General features: G+C 72.6%; 16 protein-coding genes. 7 read left to right on the forward strand and 9 right to left on the reverse strand.

The window, feature by feature from the left end; all coding sequences use genetic code 11:
- Nucleotides 1–118: 118 nt before the first annotated feature.
- The 5 genes from sucD to ABTY04_RS15825 all read right to left on the reverse strand — a co-directional run bounded on the left by sucD (nt 119) and on the right by ABTY04_RS15825 (nt 7,244).
- Nucleotides 119–1,009: a succinate--CoA ligase subunit alpha gene (gene sucD / locus ABTY04_RS15805; RefSeq protein WP_054227728.1), complete on the reverse strand. Its 891-nt coding sequence runs from the start codon at nt 1,007–1,009 to the stop codon at nt 119–121.
- Between the two features lie 21 nt (nt 1,010–1,030).
- Nucleotides 1,031–2,209, reverse strand: coding sequence for an ADP-forming succinate--CoA ligase subunit beta (gene sucC, locus ABTY04_RS15810; protein WP_352213952.1), 1,179 nt, complete (start codon nt 2,207–2,209; stop codon nt 1,031–1,033).
- Between the two features lie 270 nt (nt 2,210–2,479).
- Nucleotides 2,480–3,679, reverse strand: a complete 1,200-nt coding sequence (locus ABTY04_RS15815) for a VWA domain-containing protein (RefSeq protein WP_502996648.1) — start codon at nt 3,677–3,679, stop codon at nt 2,480–2,482.
- A 197-nt stretch (nt 3,680–3,876) separates the two neighbouring features.
- The gene (locus ABTY04_RS15820) at nt 3,877–6,141 is read right to left on the reverse strand and encodes a DUF5682 family protein (RefSeq protein WP_352213954.1); all 2,265 of its coding nucleotides are present in this window, start codon (nt 6,139–6,141) and stop codon (nt 3,877–3,879) included.
- A complete protein-coding gene (locus ABTY04_RS15825; RefSeq protein WP_352213955.1) occupies nt 6,138–7,244 on the reverse strand; it encodes an ATP-binding protein in 1,107 nt (368 codons plus the stop codon). The genes ABTY04_RS15820 and ABTY04_RS15825 overlap by 4 nt, the downstream gene beginning before the upstream one ends.
- 134 nt (nt 7,245–7,378) lie before the next feature.
- Between ABTY04_RS15825 and ABTY04_RS15830 the strand changes: the two genes are divergently transcribed.
- Both ABTY04_RS15830 and ABTY04_RS15835 read left to right on the forward strand, forming a co-directional pair.
- Nucleotides 7,379–8,719 carry an SWIM zinc finger family protein gene (locus tag ABTY04_RS15830; protein ID WP_352213956.1) on the forward strand — a complete coding sequence of 447 codons (1,341 nt, stop codon included), beginning with the start codon at nt 7,379–7,381 and terminating at the stop codon, nt 8,717–8,719.
- Between the two features lie 171 nt (nt 8,720–8,890).
- Nucleotides 8,891–10,531 (forward strand): DUF5691 domain-containing protein, encoded by a 1,641-nt coding sequence (locus ABTY04_RS15835; protein ID WP_502996649.1) that lies wholly within the window; start codon nt 8,891–8,893, stop codon nt 10,529–10,531.
- Between the two features lie 93 nt (nt 10,532–10,624).
- Here the strand turns inward: ABTY04_RS15835 and icmB are convergent, their stop codons facing one another.
- Complete coding sequence (gene icmB, locus ABTY04_RS15840) at nt 10,625–11,029, reverse strand: coenzyme B12-dependent isobutyryl CoA mutase small subunit (RefSeq protein ID WP_352213957.1); 405 nt, start codon at nt 11,027–11,029, stop codon at nt 10,625–10,627.
- A 209-nt stretch (nt 11,030–11,238) separates the two neighbouring features.
- On the opposite strand from icmB, the gene ABTY04_RS15845 reads away from it, so the two are divergent.
- Complete coding sequence (locus tag ABTY04_RS15845) at nt 11,239–12,030, forward strand: esterase/lipase family protein (protein WP_352213958.1); 792 nt, start codon at nt 11,239–11,241, stop codon at nt 12,028–12,030.
- Nucleotides 12,031–12,251: 221 nt separating this feature from the next.
- A complete protein-coding gene (locus ABTY04_RS15850; protein ID WP_352213959.1) occupies nt 12,252–13,799 on the forward strand; it encodes a M23 family metallopeptidase in 1,548 nt (515 codons plus the stop codon).
- 13 nt (nt 13,800–13,812) lie between these two features.
- Here ABTY04_RS15850 and pcrA read toward each other — a convergent pair whose 3' ends face one another.
- Together pcrA and ABTY04_RS15860 are read right to left on the reverse strand one after the other, a co-directional pair.
- Nucleotides 13,813–16,302: a DNA helicase PcrA gene (gene pcrA / locus ABTY04_RS15855; protein ID WP_352213960.1), complete on the reverse strand. Its 2,490-nt coding sequence runs from the start codon at nt 16,300–16,302 to the stop codon at nt 13,813–13,815.
- A 205-nt stretch (nt 16,303–16,507) separates the two neighbouring features.
- Nucleotides 16,508–16,810, reverse strand: a complete 303-nt coding sequence (locus tag ABTY04_RS15860; RefSeq protein ID WP_352213961.1) for an ArsR/SmtB family transcription factor — start codon at nt 16,808–16,810, stop codon at nt 16,508–16,510.
- Between ABTY04_RS15860 and ABTY04_RS15865 the strand changes: the two genes are divergently transcribed.
- The 3 genes from ABTY04_RS15865 to ABTY04_RS15875 all read left to right on the forward strand — a co-directional run bounded on the left by ABTY04_RS15865 (nt 16,784) and on the right by ABTY04_RS15875 (nt 18,591).
- Nucleotides 16,784–17,044, forward strand: coding sequence for a hypothetical protein (locus tag ABTY04_RS15865; protein WP_352213962.1), 261 nt, complete (start codon nt 16,784–16,786; stop codon nt 17,042–17,044). The two genes, ABTY04_RS15860 and ABTY04_RS15865, sit on opposite strands and share 27 nt — an antisense overlap.
- 26 nt (nt 17,045–17,070) lie before the next feature.
- Nucleotides 17,071–17,424, forward strand: coding sequence for a hypothetical protein (locus ABTY04_RS15870; RefSeq protein ID WP_352213963.1), 354 nt, complete (start codon nt 17,071–17,073; stop codon nt 17,422–17,424).
- Between the two features lie 126 nt (nt 17,425–17,550).
- Complete coding sequence (locus ABTY04_RS15875) at nt 17,551–18,591, forward strand: C40 family peptidase (protein WP_352213964.1); 1,041 nt, start codon at nt 17,551–17,553, stop codon at nt 18,589–18,591.
- A 33-nt stretch (nt 18,592–18,624) separates the two neighbouring features.
- Here ABTY04_RS15875 and ABTY04_RS15880 read toward each other — a convergent pair whose 3' ends face one another.
- A complete protein-coding gene (locus ABTY04_RS15880; RefSeq protein WP_352213965.1) occupies nt 18,625–19,737 on the reverse strand; it encodes an alpha/beta hydrolase in 1,113 nt (370 codons plus the stop codon).
- Nucleotides 19,738–19,744: the final 7 nt, after the last annotated feature.

Consider the following 19,744-nt stretch of genomic DNA (forward strand, 5'->3'; position numbering starts at 1 on the left):
AGGACCGTGCCGACCGCCTCCAGAAGGCGTCTGAGGACATCGCGAAGATCGCGGAGAAGCTCAAGAACCACCGGGTCACCGGCTGGGCACGCCCGTACGACACGTACAGCGGCAATCGTTACTGCGCGGCGTTCAGGATCTCGCGCGCGAGCTTGGCCGTCTCGGTCGGCGTCTTGCCGACCTTGACGCCGGCGGCCTCCAGGGCCTCCTTCTTGGCCTGCGCGGTGCCGGAGGAGCCGGAGACGATGGCGCCGGCGTGGCCCATGGTCTTGCCCTCGGGGGCGGTGAAGCCCGCGACGTAACCGACGACCGGCTTGGTGACGTTCTTCGCGATGAAGTCCGCCGCACGCTCCTCGGCGTCGCCGCCGATCTCGCCGATCATGACGATGAGCTCGGTCTCCGGGTCGGCCTCGAAGGCCTCCAGGGCGTCGATGTGCGTGGTGCCGATGACCGGGTCGCCACCGATGCCGACGGCCGAGGTGAAGCCGATGTCGCGGAGCTCGTACATCATCTGGTAGGTCAGCGTGCCGGACTTGGACACGAGACCGATCTTGCCGGGCTTGGTGATGTCGCCCGGGATGATGCCGGCGTTGGACTGGCCGGGGGTGATCAGACCCGGGCAGTTCGGGCCGATGATGCGGGTCTTGTTGCCCTTGGCGGTCGCGTACGCCCAGAAGGCGGCGGAGTCGTGCACCGCGATGCCCTCGGTGATGACGACGGCCAGCGGGATCTCGGCGTCGATGGCCTCGACGACGGCGGCCTTGGCGAAGGCCGGCGGGACGAAGAGGACGGAGACGTTGGCGCCCGTCTTCTCCATCGCCTCGGCGACCGAGCCGAAGACCGGGACCTCGGTGCCGTCGAAGTCGACGCTGGTGCCGGCCTTGCGCGGGTTCACGCCGCCGACGATGTTGGTGCCGTCAGCCAGCATCAGCTTGGTGTGCTTCATGCCCGTGGCACCGGTCATGCCCTGGACGATGACCTTGCTGTCCTTGTTGAGGAAGATAGCCATGTGAGTCTGTGACCTCTGCCCTTACTTCGCAGCCGCGAGCTCGGCGGCCTTGTCGGCCGCACCGTCCATGGTGTCCACGCGCTGCACCAGCGGGTGGTTGGCGTCCGAGAGGATCTTGCGACCCAGCTCGGCGTTGTTGCCGTCGAGACGGACGACGAGGGGCTTGGTGACCTCTTCGCCCTTGTCCTTCAGCAGCTGAAGCGCCTGGACGATGCCGTTGGCGACCTCGTCGCAGGCGGTGATGCCACCGAAGACGTTGACGAAGACGGACTTGACGTCCGGGTCGCCGAGGATGATCTCGAGACCGTTGGCCATGACGGCGGCGGAGGCGCCACCGCCGATGTCCAGGAAGTTGGCGGGCTTGACGCCGCCGTGGTTCTCACCGGCGTACGCGACCACGTCGAGGGTGCTCATGACGAGACCCGCGCCGTTGCCGATGATGCCGACCTCGCCGTCGAGCTTCACGTAGTTGAGGTTCTTCGCCTTGGCGGCGGCCTCAAGCGGGTTCGCGGCCGCGTGGTCCACGAACTCCTCGTGGCCCGGCTGGCGGAACTCGGCGTTCTCGTCGAGCGAGACCTTGCCGTCGAGGGCGATGACCTCGCCGGAGGCGACCTTCGCGAGCGGGTTGACCTCGACGAGGAGCGCGTCCTCGGCGATGAAGGTGGCCCACAGGGTCACGAGGACCTCGGCGACCTTCTCCGCGACCTCGGCCGGGAACTGCGCCAGGGCGACGATCTCGCGGGCCTTCTCGATGGTCACGCCCTCGTTGGCGTTCACCGGGACCTTGGCGAGCTTCTCGGGGGTCTCCTCGGCGACCTGCTCGATGTCCATGCCGCCCGCGACCGAGGCCATGGCCAGGAAGGTGCGGTTGGTACGGTCCAGCAGGTACGAGACGTAGTACTCCTCAAGGATCTCGGGAGCAGTCTCGGCGATCATCACCTTGTGGACCGTGTGGCCCTTGATGTCCATGCCCAGGATGTCCGTCGCGCGGGCGACGGCCTCGTCCGGGGTGGCGGCGAGCTTGACGCCGCCTGCCTTGCCGCGGCCGCCGACCTTCACCTGCGCCTTGACGACCGACTTGCCGCCCAGCCGCTCGGTGGCCTCGCGAGCCGCCTCAGGCGTGTCGATGACTTCACCGGCCAGCACCGGTACACCGTGCTTGGCGAAGAGGTCCCTCGCCTGGTACTCGAACAGGTCCACGCGCGTCCGTCCCTTGTCTTCAAAGATTCGCAGTGATTCGCGGTTGTCTGCGTGGGCGTGCCGCGGAGGGCAACGTGACGGCGCTGTCACTAGGGAGGCGCACACGGTGACCGTGGACGCGGCATGTCCGTCCCGCAGGTTATCCCCGTGGGACGTGGGTCCCTAAATCGCAGATCACACCTGAGCGGTGATACCTGTCACAGATCGCCTCACGGTTGAACTGGAACTTCGTGTGATCCGCCAGGTGCGGCGGACGCGATCGCAGGCCGATCAGGGGACGGGCAGGGGGCGCTTCTCCAGGGCCGCGGCCATCACCTCCGGAAACAGGTCGGGGGTGCAGGCGAAGGCCGGGGCGCCCAGGGCGGCGAGGGCCGCGGCGTGCTCGCGGTCGTAGGCGGGAGCACCCTCGTCGGACAGGGCGAGCAGGGTCACGAACTCGACGCCGGACGCCTTCATAGCCGCGACCCGGCCCAGCATCTCGTTGCGTATGCCGCCCTCGTAGAGATCACTGATCAGGACCACGACGGTGTCGGCAGGGCGGGTGATTTTCGACTGGCAGTAGGCGAGGGCGCGGTTGATGTCGGTGCCGCCGCCGAGTTGTGTGCCGAACAGGACGTCGACCGGATCGTCGAGCTGATCCGTCAGGTCCACGACGGCGGTGTCGAACACGACGAGCCGGGTCGCGATCGAACGCATCGAGGCGAGCACCGCGCCGAAGACGGAGGCGTAGACGACGGAGGCCGCCATCGATCCGGACTGGTCGATGCAGAGGACCACCTCCTTCTTGACCGACTGCGCCGCCCGGCCGTATCCGATGAGCCGTTCGGGGACCACGGTCCGGTACTCGGGCAGGTAGTTCTTCAGATTCGCCCGGATGGTCCGGTCCCAGTCGATGTCCGCGTGCCGGGGGCGGCCGGTGCGGGCGGAGCGGTCGAGGGCGCCGGCGAGGGTGGCCCGGGTGCGGGACGCGAGCCGCTGCTCCAGTTGCCCGACCACCTTGCGGACGACGGCGCGGGCCGTCTCCCGGGTCGTCTCCGGCATGGCCTTGTTGAGGGAGAGGAGGGTGCCGACCAGGTGGACGTCGGGCTCGACGGCCTCCAGCATCTCGGGCTCCAGGAGCAGGGAGGACAGGCCGAGCCGCTCGATGGCGTCCCGCTGCATGACCTGGACGACGGAGGAGGGGAAGTACGTACGGATGTCGCCGAGCCAGCGGGCCACGTTCGGAGCGGAGCCGCCGAGCCCGCCGCTCCGCTCCGCGGATCCGCGCTTCCCGGCCCCGCCGCTCCCGTAGAGCGCGCCGAGCGCGGCGTCCATCCCGGCGTCCCGGCCGTCCGGCACGTACCCGGTCCCGTCGCCGTCGCCGCCGAGCACCATCCGCCAGCGCCGCAGCCGCGCCGCTGCGGCGCCCTCGCCGGTCGCGCCCGCCGCGGCGGTGGCTCCCGGCGTCTGCGGGATTCCCGTGCCGGTCATGTGTCCGTCCCCCTGCTTCGTCGTGGCTGCGGCCCTGCCGTCGCCGTGTGCGTGTATCCGTCTGGGGCCGGGCGGGACCCCCGTACCCGCCCATGCCGTGTATCCGCTGCGCGGAGCCCTCCCCTGCACCGGCAAAACCCCCGCCCGGGCCAGAGCCGGAGTCCGGGGCGGAGCTCCAGGGGCCGGGCCGCCCCGGGTCAGCTCGGTGGTGTGGACAGGAGGAGCGCGAGGACCGGGAGGACCGCGTCCGCGCGGGCGGGGTCCAGCGTGGGGGCGAAGCCCTCCGGGGCTGCGCCCGGTGCCGGCCTCGCCGACTGCCCGCGGCGGACCAGCTCGCCCAGACTCCGCTTGACCCCCGGCTCATACGCGCCGAACGTCCGCCGCAGCAGCGGCAGTACGTCGATGAACGCACCCTCCGGCACCGAGACGAGCCAGGCATCGATCAGGCCCAGCAGCCGGTCGTCGTGCACCAGCAGCGTGCCGCCGCCCGAGCCGCCGCCCGCGAAGCCCTCGATCCAGCCCGCCGCGTCCGCCGGGGCGGCCGCCGGGGACAGCGCGAGCCCCATCAGGCGTGCCGTCTCCCCCGCCGCCAGCCGCCCGTCGTCCAGGAGCAGCCGGGCCGCCCGGCCGCGGATCACCCCGGGCACCGTGTCCCGGCCGGCCAGCACCCGCAGCACCACCGTCCAGCGCTCCCACAGGCCGTCCTGGCCGAGGAGCCCGATCGCGGCGTGCACCCCGTCCACATGGCCCCGCAGCCCGGCCGCCGCGTCGGCGTCCAGGCCGGTCGCGCAGGCGGGCGGCAGCGCCACGCATATCCGCTCGGCGAGCCCGCCCGCGACCGTGCCCAGCGCCGCCGCGTCGGTCCCCCGTACGTCTCCGTACCGCAGTGAACGGGCCAGCGCCGGCAGCGCCTTGGCGAGCCGGGCCACGTCGGTGTCCAGTGCGGCCCGGTCGGCGAGGGCCCGCAGTACGGCGGGCAGTGCCTCGGACAGCCCGGCCAGCAGGCACCGCTCCGCGAGCGCCGTCACCTCGCCGAGCTCCCGCGCGCCGGCCGCGTCCGCCTCGGCCTTGGCGGTGGCGGCCGCCTGCACGGTGGTGCCCCAGATCCCGGCCTCGGCGACCCGCACCGACAGCTCCGGCTCCCAGCGCAGCCGCCACGTCTCGCGGAACGTGCCGGTGCTCCCGCGCGAGGCGGTCGGTGCGCCCCAGTCGATGCCGAGCAGCCGCAGCCGGTGCAGCAGCAGCGACCTGGCCGCGTCGGTGTCCTTGCGCAGGTCGAGCTCCAGCTCGCGGTCCTGGGCCTCGGGCTTGAGCCGCAGCCTGCGCTGCTGCCGGGTCAGGTCCCGCTGGAGGGGTACGACGGGGGCTCCGTCGGGGACCTCGCCGAGCACATCGCCGACGACGAGGCGGTCCTCGACGAGCGCGAGCGGTATGCCGGAGCCGTCGCACATCACGGCCCGCACCGCTTCGAGGGTCTCCGCCAGCCCGGCCACCGGCCGCCCGCGCACCGCGGCCAGTGTCGCGGCCAGCCGGACGGTCTCGATGACGTGCGCCGAGGAGACCTGCCGGTCCTCCTCCCGCAGCAGTCCGGCGACCTTGGTCAGCCACCGCTCCACCGGCCGGTCCGGGGACGCGAAGAGGTGTGCGTACCAGCCGGGCGAGGCGATGCCCGCGCCGTACCCGCCGGCCCGGGCGAGCCTTCGGTGGGTCCAGGGGACCCAGGTGGTCTCCACCTTGGTCTTGGGCAGGCCGGTCAGCAGCGCTTTGTCCGCGGCGGCCGTGGTCCTCGCGCGCAGCGCCGGCACGTGCCAGGCCCCGCACACCACGGCGTACGCGTCGCCGAACTCCCGGCGGGCGGCCCGCATCCGCTGCCGCATGTACGCCTCGCGCACCAGGTCCCGGGCCTGGCCGCCGTCCCCCTGCGCCTCGCGCAGGGCCCCCATGGCCTCCCCGAGCGCCTCGAACACGGCAAGGGGGTCCGTCTCCTCCCGTACGCCGCCGCGGTGCTCGACCACGTCCTCCCACCAGCGCTCGGGGTCGTCGTACCCGGCGGTCTCGGCCAGCACCGCGAGAGGGTCCGGCCGTACGGAGCCGGCGTCGTCCGGATCGGTCCCCGCGGCCAGCGTGTGCGCGGCCGGGAGGTCGATGAACCGCACCGGGACCGGTACTTGCTGCTCCTGCGCCCAGCGGATGGCGACCCACTCCGGCGAGAACGCGGCGAGCGGCCAGAACGCGGCCCTGCCCGGATCTTCGGCGGCGTGCGCGAGGAGGGCGACGGGCGGCCGCATCCCGGGGTCGGCGGCCAGCGGAAGCAGCGCGTCCCCCTCCGGCGGGCCCTCGATCAGCACGGCCGCCGGCCGGGCCGCGTCGAGGGCGGCCCGCACCGCGCGGGCGGAGCCCGGCCCGTGGTGCCGTACGCCGAGCAGCAGCGGCCCCCGCCGCCCGGCGGCCGGTCCGCTCATGCCGTCACCTCCCGGCAGGCGCGGTAGAAGTCCTTCCAGCCGTCCCGCTCGCGCACCACGGCTTCGAGGTACTCCTGCCAGACGATCCGGTCGGCTGCCGGGTCCCGGACGACGGCGCCGAGGATCCCGGCGGCCACGTCGGACGGGCGCAGGACGCCGTCGCCGAAGTGGGCCGCGAGCGCGAGGCCGCCCGTGACGACGGAGATGGCCTCGGCGGTGGACAGTGTGCCGCTCGGCGACTTCACCTTCGTACGGCCGTCGCCGGTGATCCCGTCGCGCAGTTCGCGGAAGACGGTGACGACGCGGCGGATCTCCTCCAGGCCTTCGGGCACAGCCGGCAGGTCGAGGGCGCGGCCCATCTGGTCGACGCGGCGGGCGACGATGTCGACCTCGGCATCGGCGGTGGCGGGCAGCGGCAGGACGACGGTGTTGAATCGGCGGCGCAGCGCGCTGGAGAGCTCGTTGACCCCGCGGTCGCGGTCGTTGGCGGTGGCGATGAGGTTGAAGCCGCGCACGGCCTGCACCTCCTGGCCGAGCTCCGGTATGGGGAGCGTCTTCTCGGACAGGACGGTGATGAGGGTGTCCTGGACGTCGGCCGGGATGCGGGTGAGCTCCTCGACGCGGGCGGTCGCCCCCTCGGCCATGGCCCGCATGACGGGGCTCGGCACGAGGGCTTCGCGGCTGGGCCCGTCGGAGAGGAGGCGGGCGTAGTTCCAGCCGTACCGGATCGCCTCCTCGGGGGTGCCGGCGGTGCCCTGGACGAGCAGGGTGGAGTCTCCGCTGACGGCGGCGGCCAGGTGTTCGGACACCCAGGTCTTGGCGGTGCCCGGGACGCCGAGCAGGAGCAGGGCCCGGTCGGTGGCGAGGGTGCTGACGGCGACCTCGACGATGCGGCGCGGGCCGACGTACTTGGGCGTGATGACGGTGCCGTCGTCGAGACTGCCGCCCAGGAGGTACGTCGCGACGGCCCACGGGGAGAGCTTCCAACGCGTTGGGCGGGGCCGGTCGTCGGCGGCGGCCAGGGCTTTCAGTTCGTCCGCGAAGGCGTCCTCGGCGTGCGGCCGCAGCGCCTCGGCGCCCTTGCCGTTCTCGGGCATGGTCATGGTCCCCCTCCAATGCTCGGCAGCCGTTCCCGACTGCTGGAACAACGGTGCACCACGCCACTGACAACGCCCCTTCCCTGCACAGTCGTTGCAGGTCAGAGCGATTGTCAGTGGGGGTCCCTACGGTGGAACACATGACTGAGCAGGGGGTCCGCTGGACGGCGGAACAGGTACTGGCTCTGGCTCCTGACGACGCTTCACGCAAGGCGGGTGCCAAGCTGGGCGGGGCGGGGCCGTGGTCACAGACCGGAGATTCCGCTTCCGGTTTGGTGTGGGGGATGTGCAAGGGCAGCGGCAGTACGCCGTACCGGACGGTCGTGGACCTGACGGGCCCCGCGTACAAGTGCTCCTGCCCCAGCCGGAAGTTCCCGTGCAAGCACGCGCTCGGGCTGCTGCTGCTCCGGGCGGCGGAGGGGTTCGGCGAGTCCGGCGAGGCTCCGGACTGGGCCTCAGCATGGCAGGCGGAGCGGGCGGCGAAGACCGCGCGGGCGGCTGCCGCGCCGGGCAGACCGGTGGACGAGGAGGCGGCGAAGCGCCGGGCCGAACGGAGGGCGGTCCGGATCGGCGCGGGCGTCACCGAGCTGGAGCAACGGCTTGAGGACGTGCTGCGCGGGGGTCTGGCCGGTCAGCAGCAGGCCGGGTACGCGCCCTGGGAGGAGACCGCGGCGCGGATGGTCGACGCCCAGGCGCCGGGACTCGCGGCGCGGGTGCGGGAGCTGGGGACGATACCCGGTTGCGGTCCGGGATGGCCCGCCCGGATGCTGGAGGAGGGCGCGCTGCTGCACCTGCTGAACCGGGGCTGGCTCGGATTGGCGGGCCTGCCGGAGCCGCTCGCCGCGACGGTCCGGAGCAGGGTGGGGCTGCCGGGTACCGCCGCGGAGGGGGAGGTCGTACGGGACCGCTGGCTGGTGCTGGCCCAGTACGACTCGGTGTCACCGGACGGCCGGCTCACCACCCGGCGGACATGGCTGCGCGGGCTGGGGAGCGGACGCCCGGCCCTGGTGCTGGACTTCGGTCCGCCCGGGCGGCCTCCGGGGCTGGCACTGCCGGTGGGGCTGGCGCTGGAGGCGGAGGCTCGCTTCCGGCCCGGTTCGGCGGGGCTGCGGGCGGATCTCGGGGAGGGGTCCGCGGTGGTCGCGCCGGGCGATCGGGTCCCGGCCGGGGTCAGTACGGGTGCGGCACTGGAGGCGTACGGAGCGGCACTGCGGGAGGACCCGTGGCTGGACTCCTGGCCGGTGGTGCTGGGCCCGGTGATCCCCATACCAGGGGAACTGGGCTGGCAACTGGCGGACGCGGAGGGCACCTGCGCGCTGCCGGTCGCACTGGCCGGCGGGGGGTCGCGGTCCGGGCTGTGGCAGCTGGTCGCGCTCTCGGGCGGCGGGCCGGTCACGGTGTTCGGCGAATGCGGACACCGCGGATTCACTCCGTTGACGGCCTGGCAGCCGGGCTGCCCGGAACCGGTCGCGCTGGGGTGACGGGGCCGGACGGCCCCACAGGGGAGGGAACGGCGGCGCGGGGGCGCCGGCGTGCACGGACGACGAAGCCGGGGGGCTTTTGTGAACGACAACCACGCAAGCTGAAAGGCCGGCCGACGGGGGGACCGAAAGCCGCTCCGGTCCCGCGGAGGGGGCGGGACCGGAGCACGGATGACGAGAGGGAGGGACGCGGTGACCGCGACGGCGACGACGCCGGTGGCCGCGACGGCCATGGCCAAGGGCATGACTGCGGACACGGGATACGGGGAGTGGGAGGAGTTGGTCGGTGCCGCGCTGCTGGGCACCGGGCGGCGCCAGGGCAGCCCGGCGGCGCTGCTCGACGCGGCCGCCGTGCAGACCGTACGGCGCCGGGCCGGGCTCCGGCCCGGCGAGGCGGGTCCGCGGCCGGAGGCCGCGCCGCGGGATCCGCGCCCGGTGCCGCCGGAGCCGGCCGGGCGGCGGCTCGCACAGCTGCTGGCCGGACGGACGGGCGCGGGCAGCGGCGGCGGGCGGCGCGGGGCCGCCCCGGATCTGACGGAGCTGCTGCCGCAGTGGCTGGCCGCCGCCGCGCGGCACGGCTACCGGGCGCCGGCCGCGCTCGTGCCGGCGCTGCTGGACGCCGCCCGGGCCCGTACGGACCTGCGCCCCCAGGCGCTGGCCCTCGCCGGGGCGCGGGGGCTGTGGCTGGCCCGGCTGAATCCGGACTGGCGGTTCGCCCTGCGCGGCGGGGCGGCGGGCGCCGGGGAACTGCCCCACCCGGAGGACGGGGCCGGGGTGGAACGGCTGTGGCAGGAGGGGCTGTTCGCGGAGCGCGTGGCCCTGCTTGGGGCCGTACGGGCACACGAGGCGGCGGCGGCGACGCGGCTGCTGTCCTCGACCTGGGCCACGGAACGGGCCGAGGACCGGCTGATGTTCCTCGACTCGCTGCGGGTGGGGCTGGCGGAGGCGGACGAGCCGTTCCTGGAGGCGGCCCTGGGCGACCGGAGCCGCAACGTCCGGGCGACGGCCGCCGAACTGCTGTCCGCACTGCCGGAGTCCGCGCTGGCCGGGCGGATGGCGCAGCGGGCGCTGGCCTGTGTGGGACCGGAGGGGGTGACCCCGCCGGCCGAGTGCGATGCGGGGATGCTCCGCGACGGGGTGGTCAAACGGCCGCCGGACGGGCGGGGGGAACGGGCCTGGTGGCTGGGCCAGCTGGTGGAGGCCGCGCCGCTGTCCTGCTGGCGGGAGCGGTTCGCGGGGCTCGGGCCGGCGGAGATCGTGGCGCTGCCGGTGGCCGGGGGCGAGAGCTGGCGGGAGGAGCTGCACGCCGCGTGGTGCCGGGCGGCGGTGCGCCAGCACGATCCGCAGTGGTCGAAGGCCCTGCTGGGCTCGGCTTCGGCGCCGCCCGCGACGGCCCCGGGCACGGCGTCGCTCGCGGAGCGGGCGAAGCTGCTGTCGATCCTGCCGGACGGGGAACGGGCGGAGTGGGTCGCGGAGTTCATACGGGCCCACGGCCTCTCGGAGGCCTTCCAGCTGCTCGGCGTGTGCGTGGTGCCGTGGGCGGGGACACTGGGGCGGGCGGTGGTGGACGCACTGGACGCCGCGCGGGAAGCGGGCAGCTACCCGTGGAGCTTCAGCGGAGTGATGGGGCTGGCGGAGCGCTGCCTGGATCCCTCGGAGGCCGGCCATCTGGAGTCCCTGACGGCGGCGTCGGACGGCCCGCCGGACGCGTCTCCGGGCGCGGCGGCGTACTGGTCCGAGGCCTTCCAGCGCCTGGCCGCCACCTTGCGGCTGCGCGCCGCGATGCTCTCGGAGCTGGCCCCGACGCCTTGACCGGACCCGGCCCGGCCCGGCCCGGCCCGACCGGGCGTCCCGAGGGGTTGCCGCTGCGCGGGCCGGATCCCCGGGCAGCGGCGGCCCCGGCGGCTACGCGGCGCGGACGTGGGCGCGGACCCAGTCCACGATCGACGTCGTGGTCGCACCCGGGGTGAAGATCTCGGCCACGCCCTTCTCCTTCAGGGGGGCGATGTCGTCCTCCGGGATGATGCCGCCGCCGAAGACCTTGATGTCCTCCGCCTCGCGCTCCTTCAGCAGCTCCAGGACACGCACGAACAGCGTGTTGTGGGCGCCCGAGAGGATCGAGAGGCCGATCGCGTCGGCGTCCTCCTGGATGGCGGTGTCCACGATCTGCTCGGGAGTCTGGTGGAGGCCCGTGTAGATGACCTCCATGCCCGCGTCCCGCAGCGCACGCGCGATCACCTTGGCCCCGCGGTCGTGGCCGTCGAGACCCGGCTTGGCCACCACCACACGGATCGGACCGGTCACACCCATCGCACTGCCTCCCGAGTGAACGAACGTTAAGTACAGCATCGCGCACACCCCCGTTTCACGGTCAACCACGAGGGGGAAATCACACGTGGGACGGCGTTGATTCACCGCCGGGGGGAGCCGCACCGGGGGCGCCGCGCCACCGTACCGACAGCCGCACGGCACGGTGGCGCGGCCGGCCGCAGTCCCAAAAGGCTTAGGGGAGGCCGTCGATGGGGCTGTCCATACCCGTGTCCGTACCCGTGTCCGGGGCCGCGCTGCGGGCCGGTGTGCTCGAAGCGGTGGTCTTCGGCGGCCACCTGCTGCTGTACCCGACCGGGATACGACAGGAGAAGCCGGGCCAAACCGGCAGGAAACACCTCGGCCAGACGCCCGTACTCCTGCTGCACGGGTTCAGCGACAACCGGTCCGTCTTCGTCCTGCTGCGCCGCACCCTCGCCGCGGGCGGGCGCCGGCAGGTGGAGACGTACAACTACTCCCCCTTCACGCGCGACCTGCGCGTCACGGCCCGCCACCTCGCCCGGCGCGTCGAGGAGCTGTGCGAGCGGACGGGACAGGAGCGGGTGGACATCGTCGGGCACAGCCTGGGCGGGCTGGTCGGGCGGTACTACGTCCAGCGCCTCGGCGGCGATGCCCGCATCCGCACGCTGGTCACGCTCGGCACCCCGCATTCCGGCAGCCGGGTCGCACCCTTCATGGACGCCCATCCGCTGGTGCGGCAGATACGCCCGGATTCCGCGGTGATGGCGGAGCTGCGGGCGCCCGCGCCCGGCTGCCGGACCCGATGCGTGGCGTTCTGGAGCGAGTTCGACGAGCTGATGGACCCGACCGAGACGGCCCGTATCGAGCATCCGGATCTCCGCGCGGAAAACGTCCAGGTCACCGGTATCGGGCACCTCACCCTCCTCGCTCATCCCGCCGTGGCGGCCGCCGTCCGGCGCACCCTCGACGGACCGGCGCCGGCCGCCGTCCAAGACCTGGGAGACGCCGCTTCCGTCGCGTGAACACCAATCCGCCAGGACTCGAACGCATTTCGAACTCAAGGCCAAGGCTCGGCCTTGCCGCGACCGAAAGACGGCCGAATGCCCGGTTCCGCAAAGCCCGGAACCCCTCGAAGATTGTCGTTGCCAGTAACCGCCGGGTACAGTCACGCCACTGCTCTCCCCAGGGAACCTTGAGTTCCCTGGCCACCCAGGCCCCCACTGCCGAGGCGAAAGAGAAGTTGGTGAACGACCGCCCCTCGTCGGGCCTGTACCCCGATTCCGGGTACGACGGCCTTTCCAACACCACTTTCGCTGGTGACTCGGCATACGTTTCCTACGAAACGCAGGGCCAGGGGTACGACTACGCCTCTTACGCCTCGTATGACACCGGCGCGTACGACACCACCGCCTGGTCCGCGCAGGCCGGTTACGTGCAGGACGCCGGCCATCTGTCGACCGTCCCCGCCCAGCGCGGCGTCCCCGAGGACACCGGAACCGGAACCGGGCAGTGGGACACGAGCGCCTGGAGCCAGCCGGGCAGCACGGACTACCAGGCCACCGCCTTCGGCTACGAGCAGACCGGGCAGTGGGCGATGCCGGGCTACGGCACCACGGGCACCGAGACCGGCGCCTACGACGCCACCGCCTGGAACACGGTCCCGCAGCACGAGCAGCAGACCCAGACCTTCTCGTACGACCACCAGTACGAGTACCAGCAGCAGCACCAGCCGCCGCAGCAGCAGGACACGGCCTACTCGTACGAGGCGTCGGCCGCCCCGGCCGCCGAGGCCTACAGCGAGACCGCGGTCTTCGAAGTCCTCGGCAGCGAAGGCCTCGGCAACGAAGGCCCCGAGCCGGACCTCGACCTCGACCAGGACTTCGGTCAGGACCTCGGCCCCGATCCCGACGCCGACCTCACCGCCGCCCCGGTGTACGACATGCCCACCCAGGCCATGCCGGTCACCCCGGCCGCCACGCCCGTGCCGCGCTCGTCGCGCCGCGCCGGTGCCAAGACGAAGGCGTCGGCCGCGGCGTCCGGCGGCAGCAGCAGCCGGCGCCGTACCCCGGCGAAGCGTTCCGCCTTGTTGACCGTGGCCGTGCCCTCCGCCTGCGTGATGGGCGTCGCCGGTGTCGCGGCCGCCTCCGTCGGCGGACTCACCGGCGTGGAAAAGCCCTCCGAGGACACCACCACGATGGCCGCGCCCGACCCGGCCTCGGTGAAACCCGTCGCGGCGAACAGCAAGCTCGACACCCAGCTGACGGCGCTCAGCGCCGACGCGGGCGACTTCGCGGACCGCGCGAGCCGCACGCAGGAGCGCATCGACCTGCGCCAGCGCCAGGAAGACGAGAAGAAGAAGAAGGCGGAGGAGGAGGCGGCCAAGGAAGCGGCCCGCCCCAAGTTCGCGATCCCGGTCGAACAGCACGGCCTCAGCGCCAGTTTCGGCCAGGCCGGCGGCATGTGGATGTCCGTGCACACCGGCATCGACTTCCCGGTCTCCTACGGCACCCCGGTCATGGCCGCTACCGACGGCACCGTGCGCACCCAGTGGAACAGCGCCTACGGCAACATGGCCATAGTGACCTCGCCCGACGGCACCGAGACCTGGTACTGCCACCTCAGCAGCACCAAGCTCCGGTCCGGCAAGGTCAAGGCCGGCGACGTCATCGCGTATTCGGGCAACTCCGGCAACTCCACCGGCCCGCACCTCCACTTCGAGGTCCGGCCCGGCGCCGGTGCGGCGATCGACCCCCTGCCGTGGCTCCGCAGCCACGGCCTGGACCCGACCTGAGCCGCCTGAGCCGTTACAGCTTCTGCACCGGCGCGTAGCGCAGCAGCAGGCGCTTCGGCTTGTCGTCCCCGAAGTCGATGGTGGCCTGTGCATCCGCACCGGCGCCCCTGACCTCCATCACCGTGCCCAGCCCGAACTGGTCGTGCGTGACCCGGTCCCCGACCGCCAGCGCGATGACCGGCTTGTCCGCGGCCCGGCTCGTCGCGAACCCGGACGGCCCCGACCTCGTACGCGACGAGGACAGGAACGCTTCCGGCGAAGTGCCGAAGGAGGCCTTCCCGGACCCCGACCCGTAGCCCGAGCCCGAACCGGAACTCCGCATCGGGCCCGCCGGCTTCTGCGTGGCGCCCGTGCGCTTCCAGTGGAGGTACTCCGCCGGGATCTCTTCGAGGAACCGCGACGGCGGGTTGTACGAGGGGGTGCCCCATGCGCTGCGCATCGAGGAGCGGGTCAGGTACAGCCGCTCGCGCGCACGCGTGATGCCGACGTACGCGAGGCGGCGCTCCTCCTCCAGCTCCTTGGTCTGGCCCAGCGCCCGCATGTGCGGGAAGACGCCGTCCTCCATGCCGGTCAGGAAGACCACCGGGAACTCAAGGCCCTTGGCGGTGTGCAGGGTCATCAGCGTGATGACGCCCGAGCCGTCCTCGTCCTCGTCCGGGATCTGGTCGGAGTCGGCGACGAGCGCGACCTGCTCCAGGAATTCGGCGAGCGTGCCCGGGTCGCCCTCCCCGCGGGCCTGCTCGAACTCCAGGGCCACGGCCGCGAGTTCCTGGAGGTTCTCGATGCGCGTCTCGTCCTGCGGGTCGGTCGAGGCCTGGAGCTCGGCGAGGTAGCCCGTACGCTCCAGGACCGCCTCCAGCACCACCGCCGGGCCCGCGCCCGAGTCGGCGATCGTGCGGAGCTCCTCCATCAGCACGTTGAACCGCTTCACCGCGTTGGTCGAGCGCGCGGCCATGCCGAACGCCTCGTCCACGCGCCGCAGCGCCTGCGGGAAGGTGATCTTCTCGCGCATCGCGAGCGCGTCGATCATCGCTTCCGCGCGCTCGCCGATGCCGCGCTTGGGCACGTTCAGGATCCGCCGCAGCGGGACGTTGTCCTCCGGGTTCGCCAGGACGCGCAGGTACGCGAGGACGTCCCGGACCTCCTTGCGCTCGTAGAAGCGGACGCCGCCGACGACCTTGTAGGGCAGGCCGACCCGGATGAAGATCTCCTCGAACACACGGGACTGCGCGTTCGTCCGGTAGAAGATCGCGACGTCGCCCGCCTTGGCGTCGCCCGCGTCGGTGAGCCGGTCGATCTCGTCGGCGACGAACCGGGCCTCGTCGTGCTCGGTGTCGGCGACGTAGCCGGTGATGACGGCGCCCGTGCCGGCGTCGGTCCACAGGTTCTTGGCGCGACGGTTCTCGTTGCGCTCGATGACCGCGTTGGCGGCGGAGAGGATCGTCTGGGTGGAGCGGTAGTTCTGCTCCAGCAGGATCGTCGTCGCGTCCTTGTAGTCCTCTTCGAACTGGAGGATGTTGCGGATGGTCGCGCCGCGGAAGGCGTAGATCGACTGGTCGGCGTCACCCACGACGCACAGCTCGGCGGGCGGCAGGTCCGGGTAGCCCTCGCCGACCAGCTCGCGCACCAGTGTGTACTGGGCGTGGTTGGTGTCCTGGTACTCGTCCACCAGGACGTGGCGGAAGCGGCGACGGTAGTGCTCGGCGACGTCCGGGAAGGCCTGGAGCAGGTGGACGGTGGTCATGATGATGTCGTCGAAGTCGAGTGCGTTGGCCTCGCGCAGCCGCCCCTGGTACATCGCGTACGCCTGGGCGAGCGTCTTCTCGAACCCGTCGGCCGCCTGGGCGGCGAACGCGTCCTCGTCGATGAGCTCGTTCTTCAGGTTGGAGATCTTGGCGTTGAAGGACTTGGGCGGGAACTTCTTCGGGTCCAGGTCCAGGTCGCGGCAGACGAGCGCCATCAGGCGCTTCGAGTCGGCCGCGTCGTAGATCGAGAAGGACGAGGTGAAGCCGAGCCGCTTCGACTCGCGGCGCAGGATGCGCACGCACGCGCTGTGGAAGGTGGAGACCCACATGGCGTTCGCGCGCGGGCCGACCAGGCCCTCGACGCGCTCCTTCATCTCGCCGGCGGCCTTGTTGGTGAAGGTGATCGCAAGGATCTGGCCGGGGTGGACGTTCCGCGCGGCCAGCAGGTGGCCGATGCGGTGGGTCAGCACCCGGGTCTTGCCGGAGCCGGCGCCGGCCACGATGAGCAGCGGGGAGCCCGCGTGCACCACGGCCGCGGCCTGCTGCCCGTTCAGCCCGTCCAGGAGCGCCGCGGGGTCGATGACGGGCTTGGGGGCGCCGTCCCGGTAGTACGCGTCACCGCTCACGGGCAGGTCGAACCGGCCCCCGAAGAGGTCGTCCGCACCCGGCTCCGGGGCGGCGTGCTCCTCGGGCGGCGGAGGGACCTCGTCGGAGGGGGTGAGGTCCGCCAGGAAACTGTCGTCAAAGAGGCTGCTCATCGCCTTCCGAGTCTAGGGGTCGCGACCGACACCCGGTCCCGGCCGCGGAAAATCGGCGGCTCCCGCCCCTGTGGCCCCTCTCACCTCGGCCCGCCCACGGACCCCGGCGGAGCACGGGCTCCGACCGCCCACGGACCCCGGCGGAGCACGGGTTCCGACCGCGCACGAACCCCGGCGGGGGGCACGAGCCTCAGCGGCACAGGCCTCAGCCGAGCACGAGCTCCAGCAGGCCCGGGAAGCGCAGCTCCAGGTCGGCCCGGCGCAGCGTGAGGTAGAGCTTGCGGCCCTGCGGGCGCTGGCAGATCACTCCGCCCTCGCGGAGCGTCTTGAGGTGGTGCGTGACGCTCGACCTGGGCAGGTCGGGCACCACCTCGCCGCAGAAGGTCTCCTGGCCGGAGGCGAGCCTGCGGACGATCTCCAGCCGGACGGGGTGCCCGAGGGCCGCGAGCACCTCGGCCAGGTCGAGGTCCTCCGCGGCGGGGTGGGTCAGCTCAGCAGCGGCAGCCATGCCCCCACTGTACGCAGATCTCGTACGGACACGACCGGAAGCGTTCAGGGCCTCCCGGAGCAGCTGCTCGCCGGCCGCTTCCACCACCTGCTGGACCGGCTGTTCACGAACACAGCCGCCGCCCCCGCCCTCGGCACCGACACCCGCGTGGTCCGCGTCGACGGCAGCGGCCACTACCTCCCGGAGGAGCGGCCGGAGGTGGTCGTCGAGGAGCTGACCCGCTTCCTGGGCTGACCGGGAGCCCCCGTACGCTCGACGCCATGGACGTACTCATCAATGCCTTCGTGGGCCTGCACATCATCGGCATCGCCGCCCTCCTCGGCGGCTTCATGACCCAGATGAAGGCGATGAGTGCCGGCACCGCCCGCTTCGTGCCCGCGATGCTGCACGGAGCGCTGACGATGCTCGTCACCGGCGTCCTGCTGGTCGGCTTCCGCGAGATGGACGGCGGCCACGTCGACAACATCAAGATCGGCGTGAAGCTGGCCGTCCTCTTCGTGATCCTCTCCCTCGTCTACGTGAAGCGGGACGAGGAGCGCGTGGAGAAGGCGCTGTTCGGTGCGGTCGGCGGGCTGACCGTGGTCAATATCTTCATCGCCGTCCTCTGGCACTGATCCAGAGCCGCCACATCCGGTCACGTCAGGCCACTTGCGAGCATCTCGTCATCCGGCCGTTACCTTCGGGTCTAGCGTCCTCCTCCAAGCACCGAGCTCCCGAGCGAGGAAGGACGTGAGGCCCTCGTGGCCAGTCACCGAAAGCCCAGGCAGCGCCCGCTCTCCCGCGGCACCGTACGGACCGCCGCCACGCTCGCCCTGGCGGGCGCTGCCACCGCCACCGCCTTCGAGGGCACCTCGCAGGCCGACCCCCAGCCGACGCCCTCCCAGGTGAAGACGGAGGTGGACCGGCTCTACGAGGAGGCCGAGGAGACGGCCGAGCGGTACAACGGGGCGAAGGAGAAGGCCGACGAGGCCCAGCGCGCGCTCGACGGCCTGCGCGACGAGACCGCCCGCAAGACCGACCGGCTCAACACCGCCCGCCGGGCGCTCGGCTCCCTGGCCGCCGGCCAGTACCGCAGCGGCGGCCTGGGCCCCGCCATGCAGCTGGCGCTGGCCGCGGACCCGCAGGAGTACCTGGACCGGGCCTCGTTCCTCACCCGGACCGGCGACCGAAACGCCGCCGAGATCTCCGAGGTACGACGTCGGCTGGACGAGGTCGGGCAGCTGAAGGACCAGGCCGCCGGCCGGGTCGCCGACCTGCGCGCCCGCGAGGGCGAACTGGCCGAGTACAAGACCGCCGCCCTGGGCAAGCTCGCCACCGCCAAGCAGCTGCTCGCCAAGCTCACCGCCGAGGAGCGCGCAGCGTACGAGGCCCGGTCCGCCGGCGCCGCCCCCGCCGGCCCGCAGGCCGCGGCCCCGCCCGCCCCTTCGGACGGCTCGCGCGCCGCCCGCGCGGTGGCCTTCGCGTACGGGGCGATCGGCAAGCCGTACATCTGGGGCGCGACGGGACCGGGCTCGTTCGACTGCTCCGGCCTGACGCAGGCCGCCTGGCGCTCGGCCGGGGTCTCCCTCCCCCGCACCACGTACACCCAGATCAACGCGGGGCAGCGCGTCTCCCGCGACCAGCTGGCCCCCGGCGACCTGGTGTTCTTCTACTCCGGGGTCACGCACGTCGGCCTGTACATCGGCAACGGCCAGATGATCCACGCCCCCCACCCCGGCTCGACGGTCCGCGTGGCCCCGGTCGACTCGATGCCCTGGGCCGGCGCCTCCCGCCCGGCGTAGCGCCTTCGCCGCCCTCGCCGCCCCCGACTGCTCCTACGGCGCCTTGACCTGGGTGGTCAGCCAGCCGAAGGTCTGCGGGATCTGCTTCGACCACGAATCGAGGTTGTGGCCGCCGACCACCTTCTCCGCGTGCACCGCCGTCGGGGTCTGCGCGATCGCCTTGAGGTCCGTGCCGGACAGGTAGCCGTCCTGCTCGGCGCCGGACATCCACAGCGAGACCGCCGGCGGCGCGGGCGCGGCCTTGAGCAGGGCCTTCAGGTTGTGGGTGCGCCGCATCTCCGGGTCCTGGGCGACCAGCGAGGTGGGCTCCTGGCCCGGGTCGTTGTAGCCGGACAGGGAGACGGCCGCGCTGTACCGGTCGGGGTGGAGGATGGCCAGCTTGGCGGCGCAGTACGCGCCGGCCGAGTACCCGGCCACGCCCCAGGTGCGCGGCTCGTCCGACGCCCGGAAGTTGTCGGTGACCATCTTGCGGACGTCGACGCTGAACCAGCTGTCCGCGTTGACCTTGCCGGGGATGTTCGCGCAGCCGGTGTCACCGCTGCCCAGCAGCATGGCGCGCGGCGAGACCAGGATGAACGGCTGCACCTTGCCGCTCTTCATCAGCGGCTCCAGCACCTCGTGCGCCTTGAGCCCCTGGAACCAGGACTTGCCCGTTCCGGGTATGCCCGGGATCAGCTCGACCACCGGGAACTTCTTGCTCTTGAACGCCGGGTCGTCGTACTGCGGCGGGAGCCACACCATGACGTCGCCCTTGACCCCGGAGATCTTGCCGTCGAGCTCGGTCTTCTTGACCCGGCCGCCGAGGCCGTCGACCGGCTGGAAGTTCTGGAGCACCTTGGGCTCCGCCTTGACCTCCGCGGCCTTCTTCCCGCCGAGCCCGTCCGGACCCAGGTCGGGGGCGGCCGTGACGTACTTGCCGGTGCCGAGCAGATCGCCCCAGGAGTTGTAGAAGGTCTCCTGCCGGTTCACCGCGATGAACACCAGCGCAACGGCGGTGACCTGGGCGAACAGCACCATCAAGGCGCGCGCCGTCACGCGTGCGACGGCGGGGCCGCGCACCTTGCTCCACACGGCCAGCGGCAGGACGACGGCGATCACCGTGAGGACGATCGCCGTCGCGAAGAGGGGGATCCCCGTCAAGCTCATCACGCCA

Source organism: Streptomyces sp. NPDC097981, assembly GCF_040302565.1.
GTDB lineage: Bacteria > Actinomycetota > Actinomycetes > Streptomycetales > Streptomycetaceae > Streptomyces.

Excerpts from the sequence above, each read along its gene's own strand:
- sucD (WP_054227728.1), bottom strand. The coding sequence starts at position 1,009 with ATGGCTATCTTCCTCAACAAGGACAGCAAGGTCATCGTCCAGGGCATG.
- ABTY04_RS15815 (WP_502996648.1), bottom strand. The coding sequence starts at position 3,679 with ATGACCGGCACGGGAATCCCGCAGACGCCGGGAGCCACCGCCGCGGCG.
- ABTY04_RS15820 (WP_352213954.1), bottom strand. The coding sequence starts at position 6,141 with ATGAGCGGACCGGCCGCCGGGCGGCGGGGGCCGCTGCTGCTCGGCGTA.
- ABTY04_RS15825 (WP_352213955.1), bottom strand. The coding sequence starts at position 7,244 with ATGACCATGCCCGAGAACGGCAAGGGCGCCGAGGCGCTGCGGCCGCAC.
- ABTY04_RS15830 (WP_352213956.1), top strand. The coding sequence starts at position 7,379 with ATGACTGAGCAGGGGGTCCGCTGGACGGCGGAACAGGTACTGGCTCTG.
- ABTY04_RS15835 (WP_502996649.1), top strand. The coding sequence starts at position 8,891 with ATGACGAGAGGGAGGGACGCGGTGACCGCGACGGCGACGACGCCGGTG.
- icmB (WP_352213957.1), bottom strand. The coding sequence starts at position 11,029 with ATGGGTGTGACCGGTCCGATCCGTGTGGTGGTGGCCAAGCCGGGTCTC.
- ABTY04_RS15845 (WP_352213958.1), top strand. The coding sequence starts at position 11,239 with ATGGGGCTGTCCATACCCGTGTCCGTACCCGTGTCCGGGGCCGCGCTG.
- pcrA (WP_352213960.1), bottom strand. The coding sequence starts at position 16,302 with ATGAGCAGCCTCTTTGACGACAGTTTCCTGGCGGACCTCACCCCCTCC.
- ABTY04_RS15860 (WP_352213961.1), bottom strand. The coding sequence starts at position 16,810 with ATGGCTGCCGCTGCTGAGCTGACCCACCCCGCCGCGGAGGACCTCGAC.
- ABTY04_RS15870 (WP_352213963.1), top strand. The coding sequence starts at position 17,071 with ATGGACGTACTCATCAATGCCTTCGTGGGCCTGCACATCATCGGCATC.
- ABTY04_RS15880 (WP_352213965.1), bottom strand. The coding sequence starts at position 19,737 with ATGAGCTTGACGGGGATCCCCCTCTTCGCGACGGCGATCGTCCTCACG.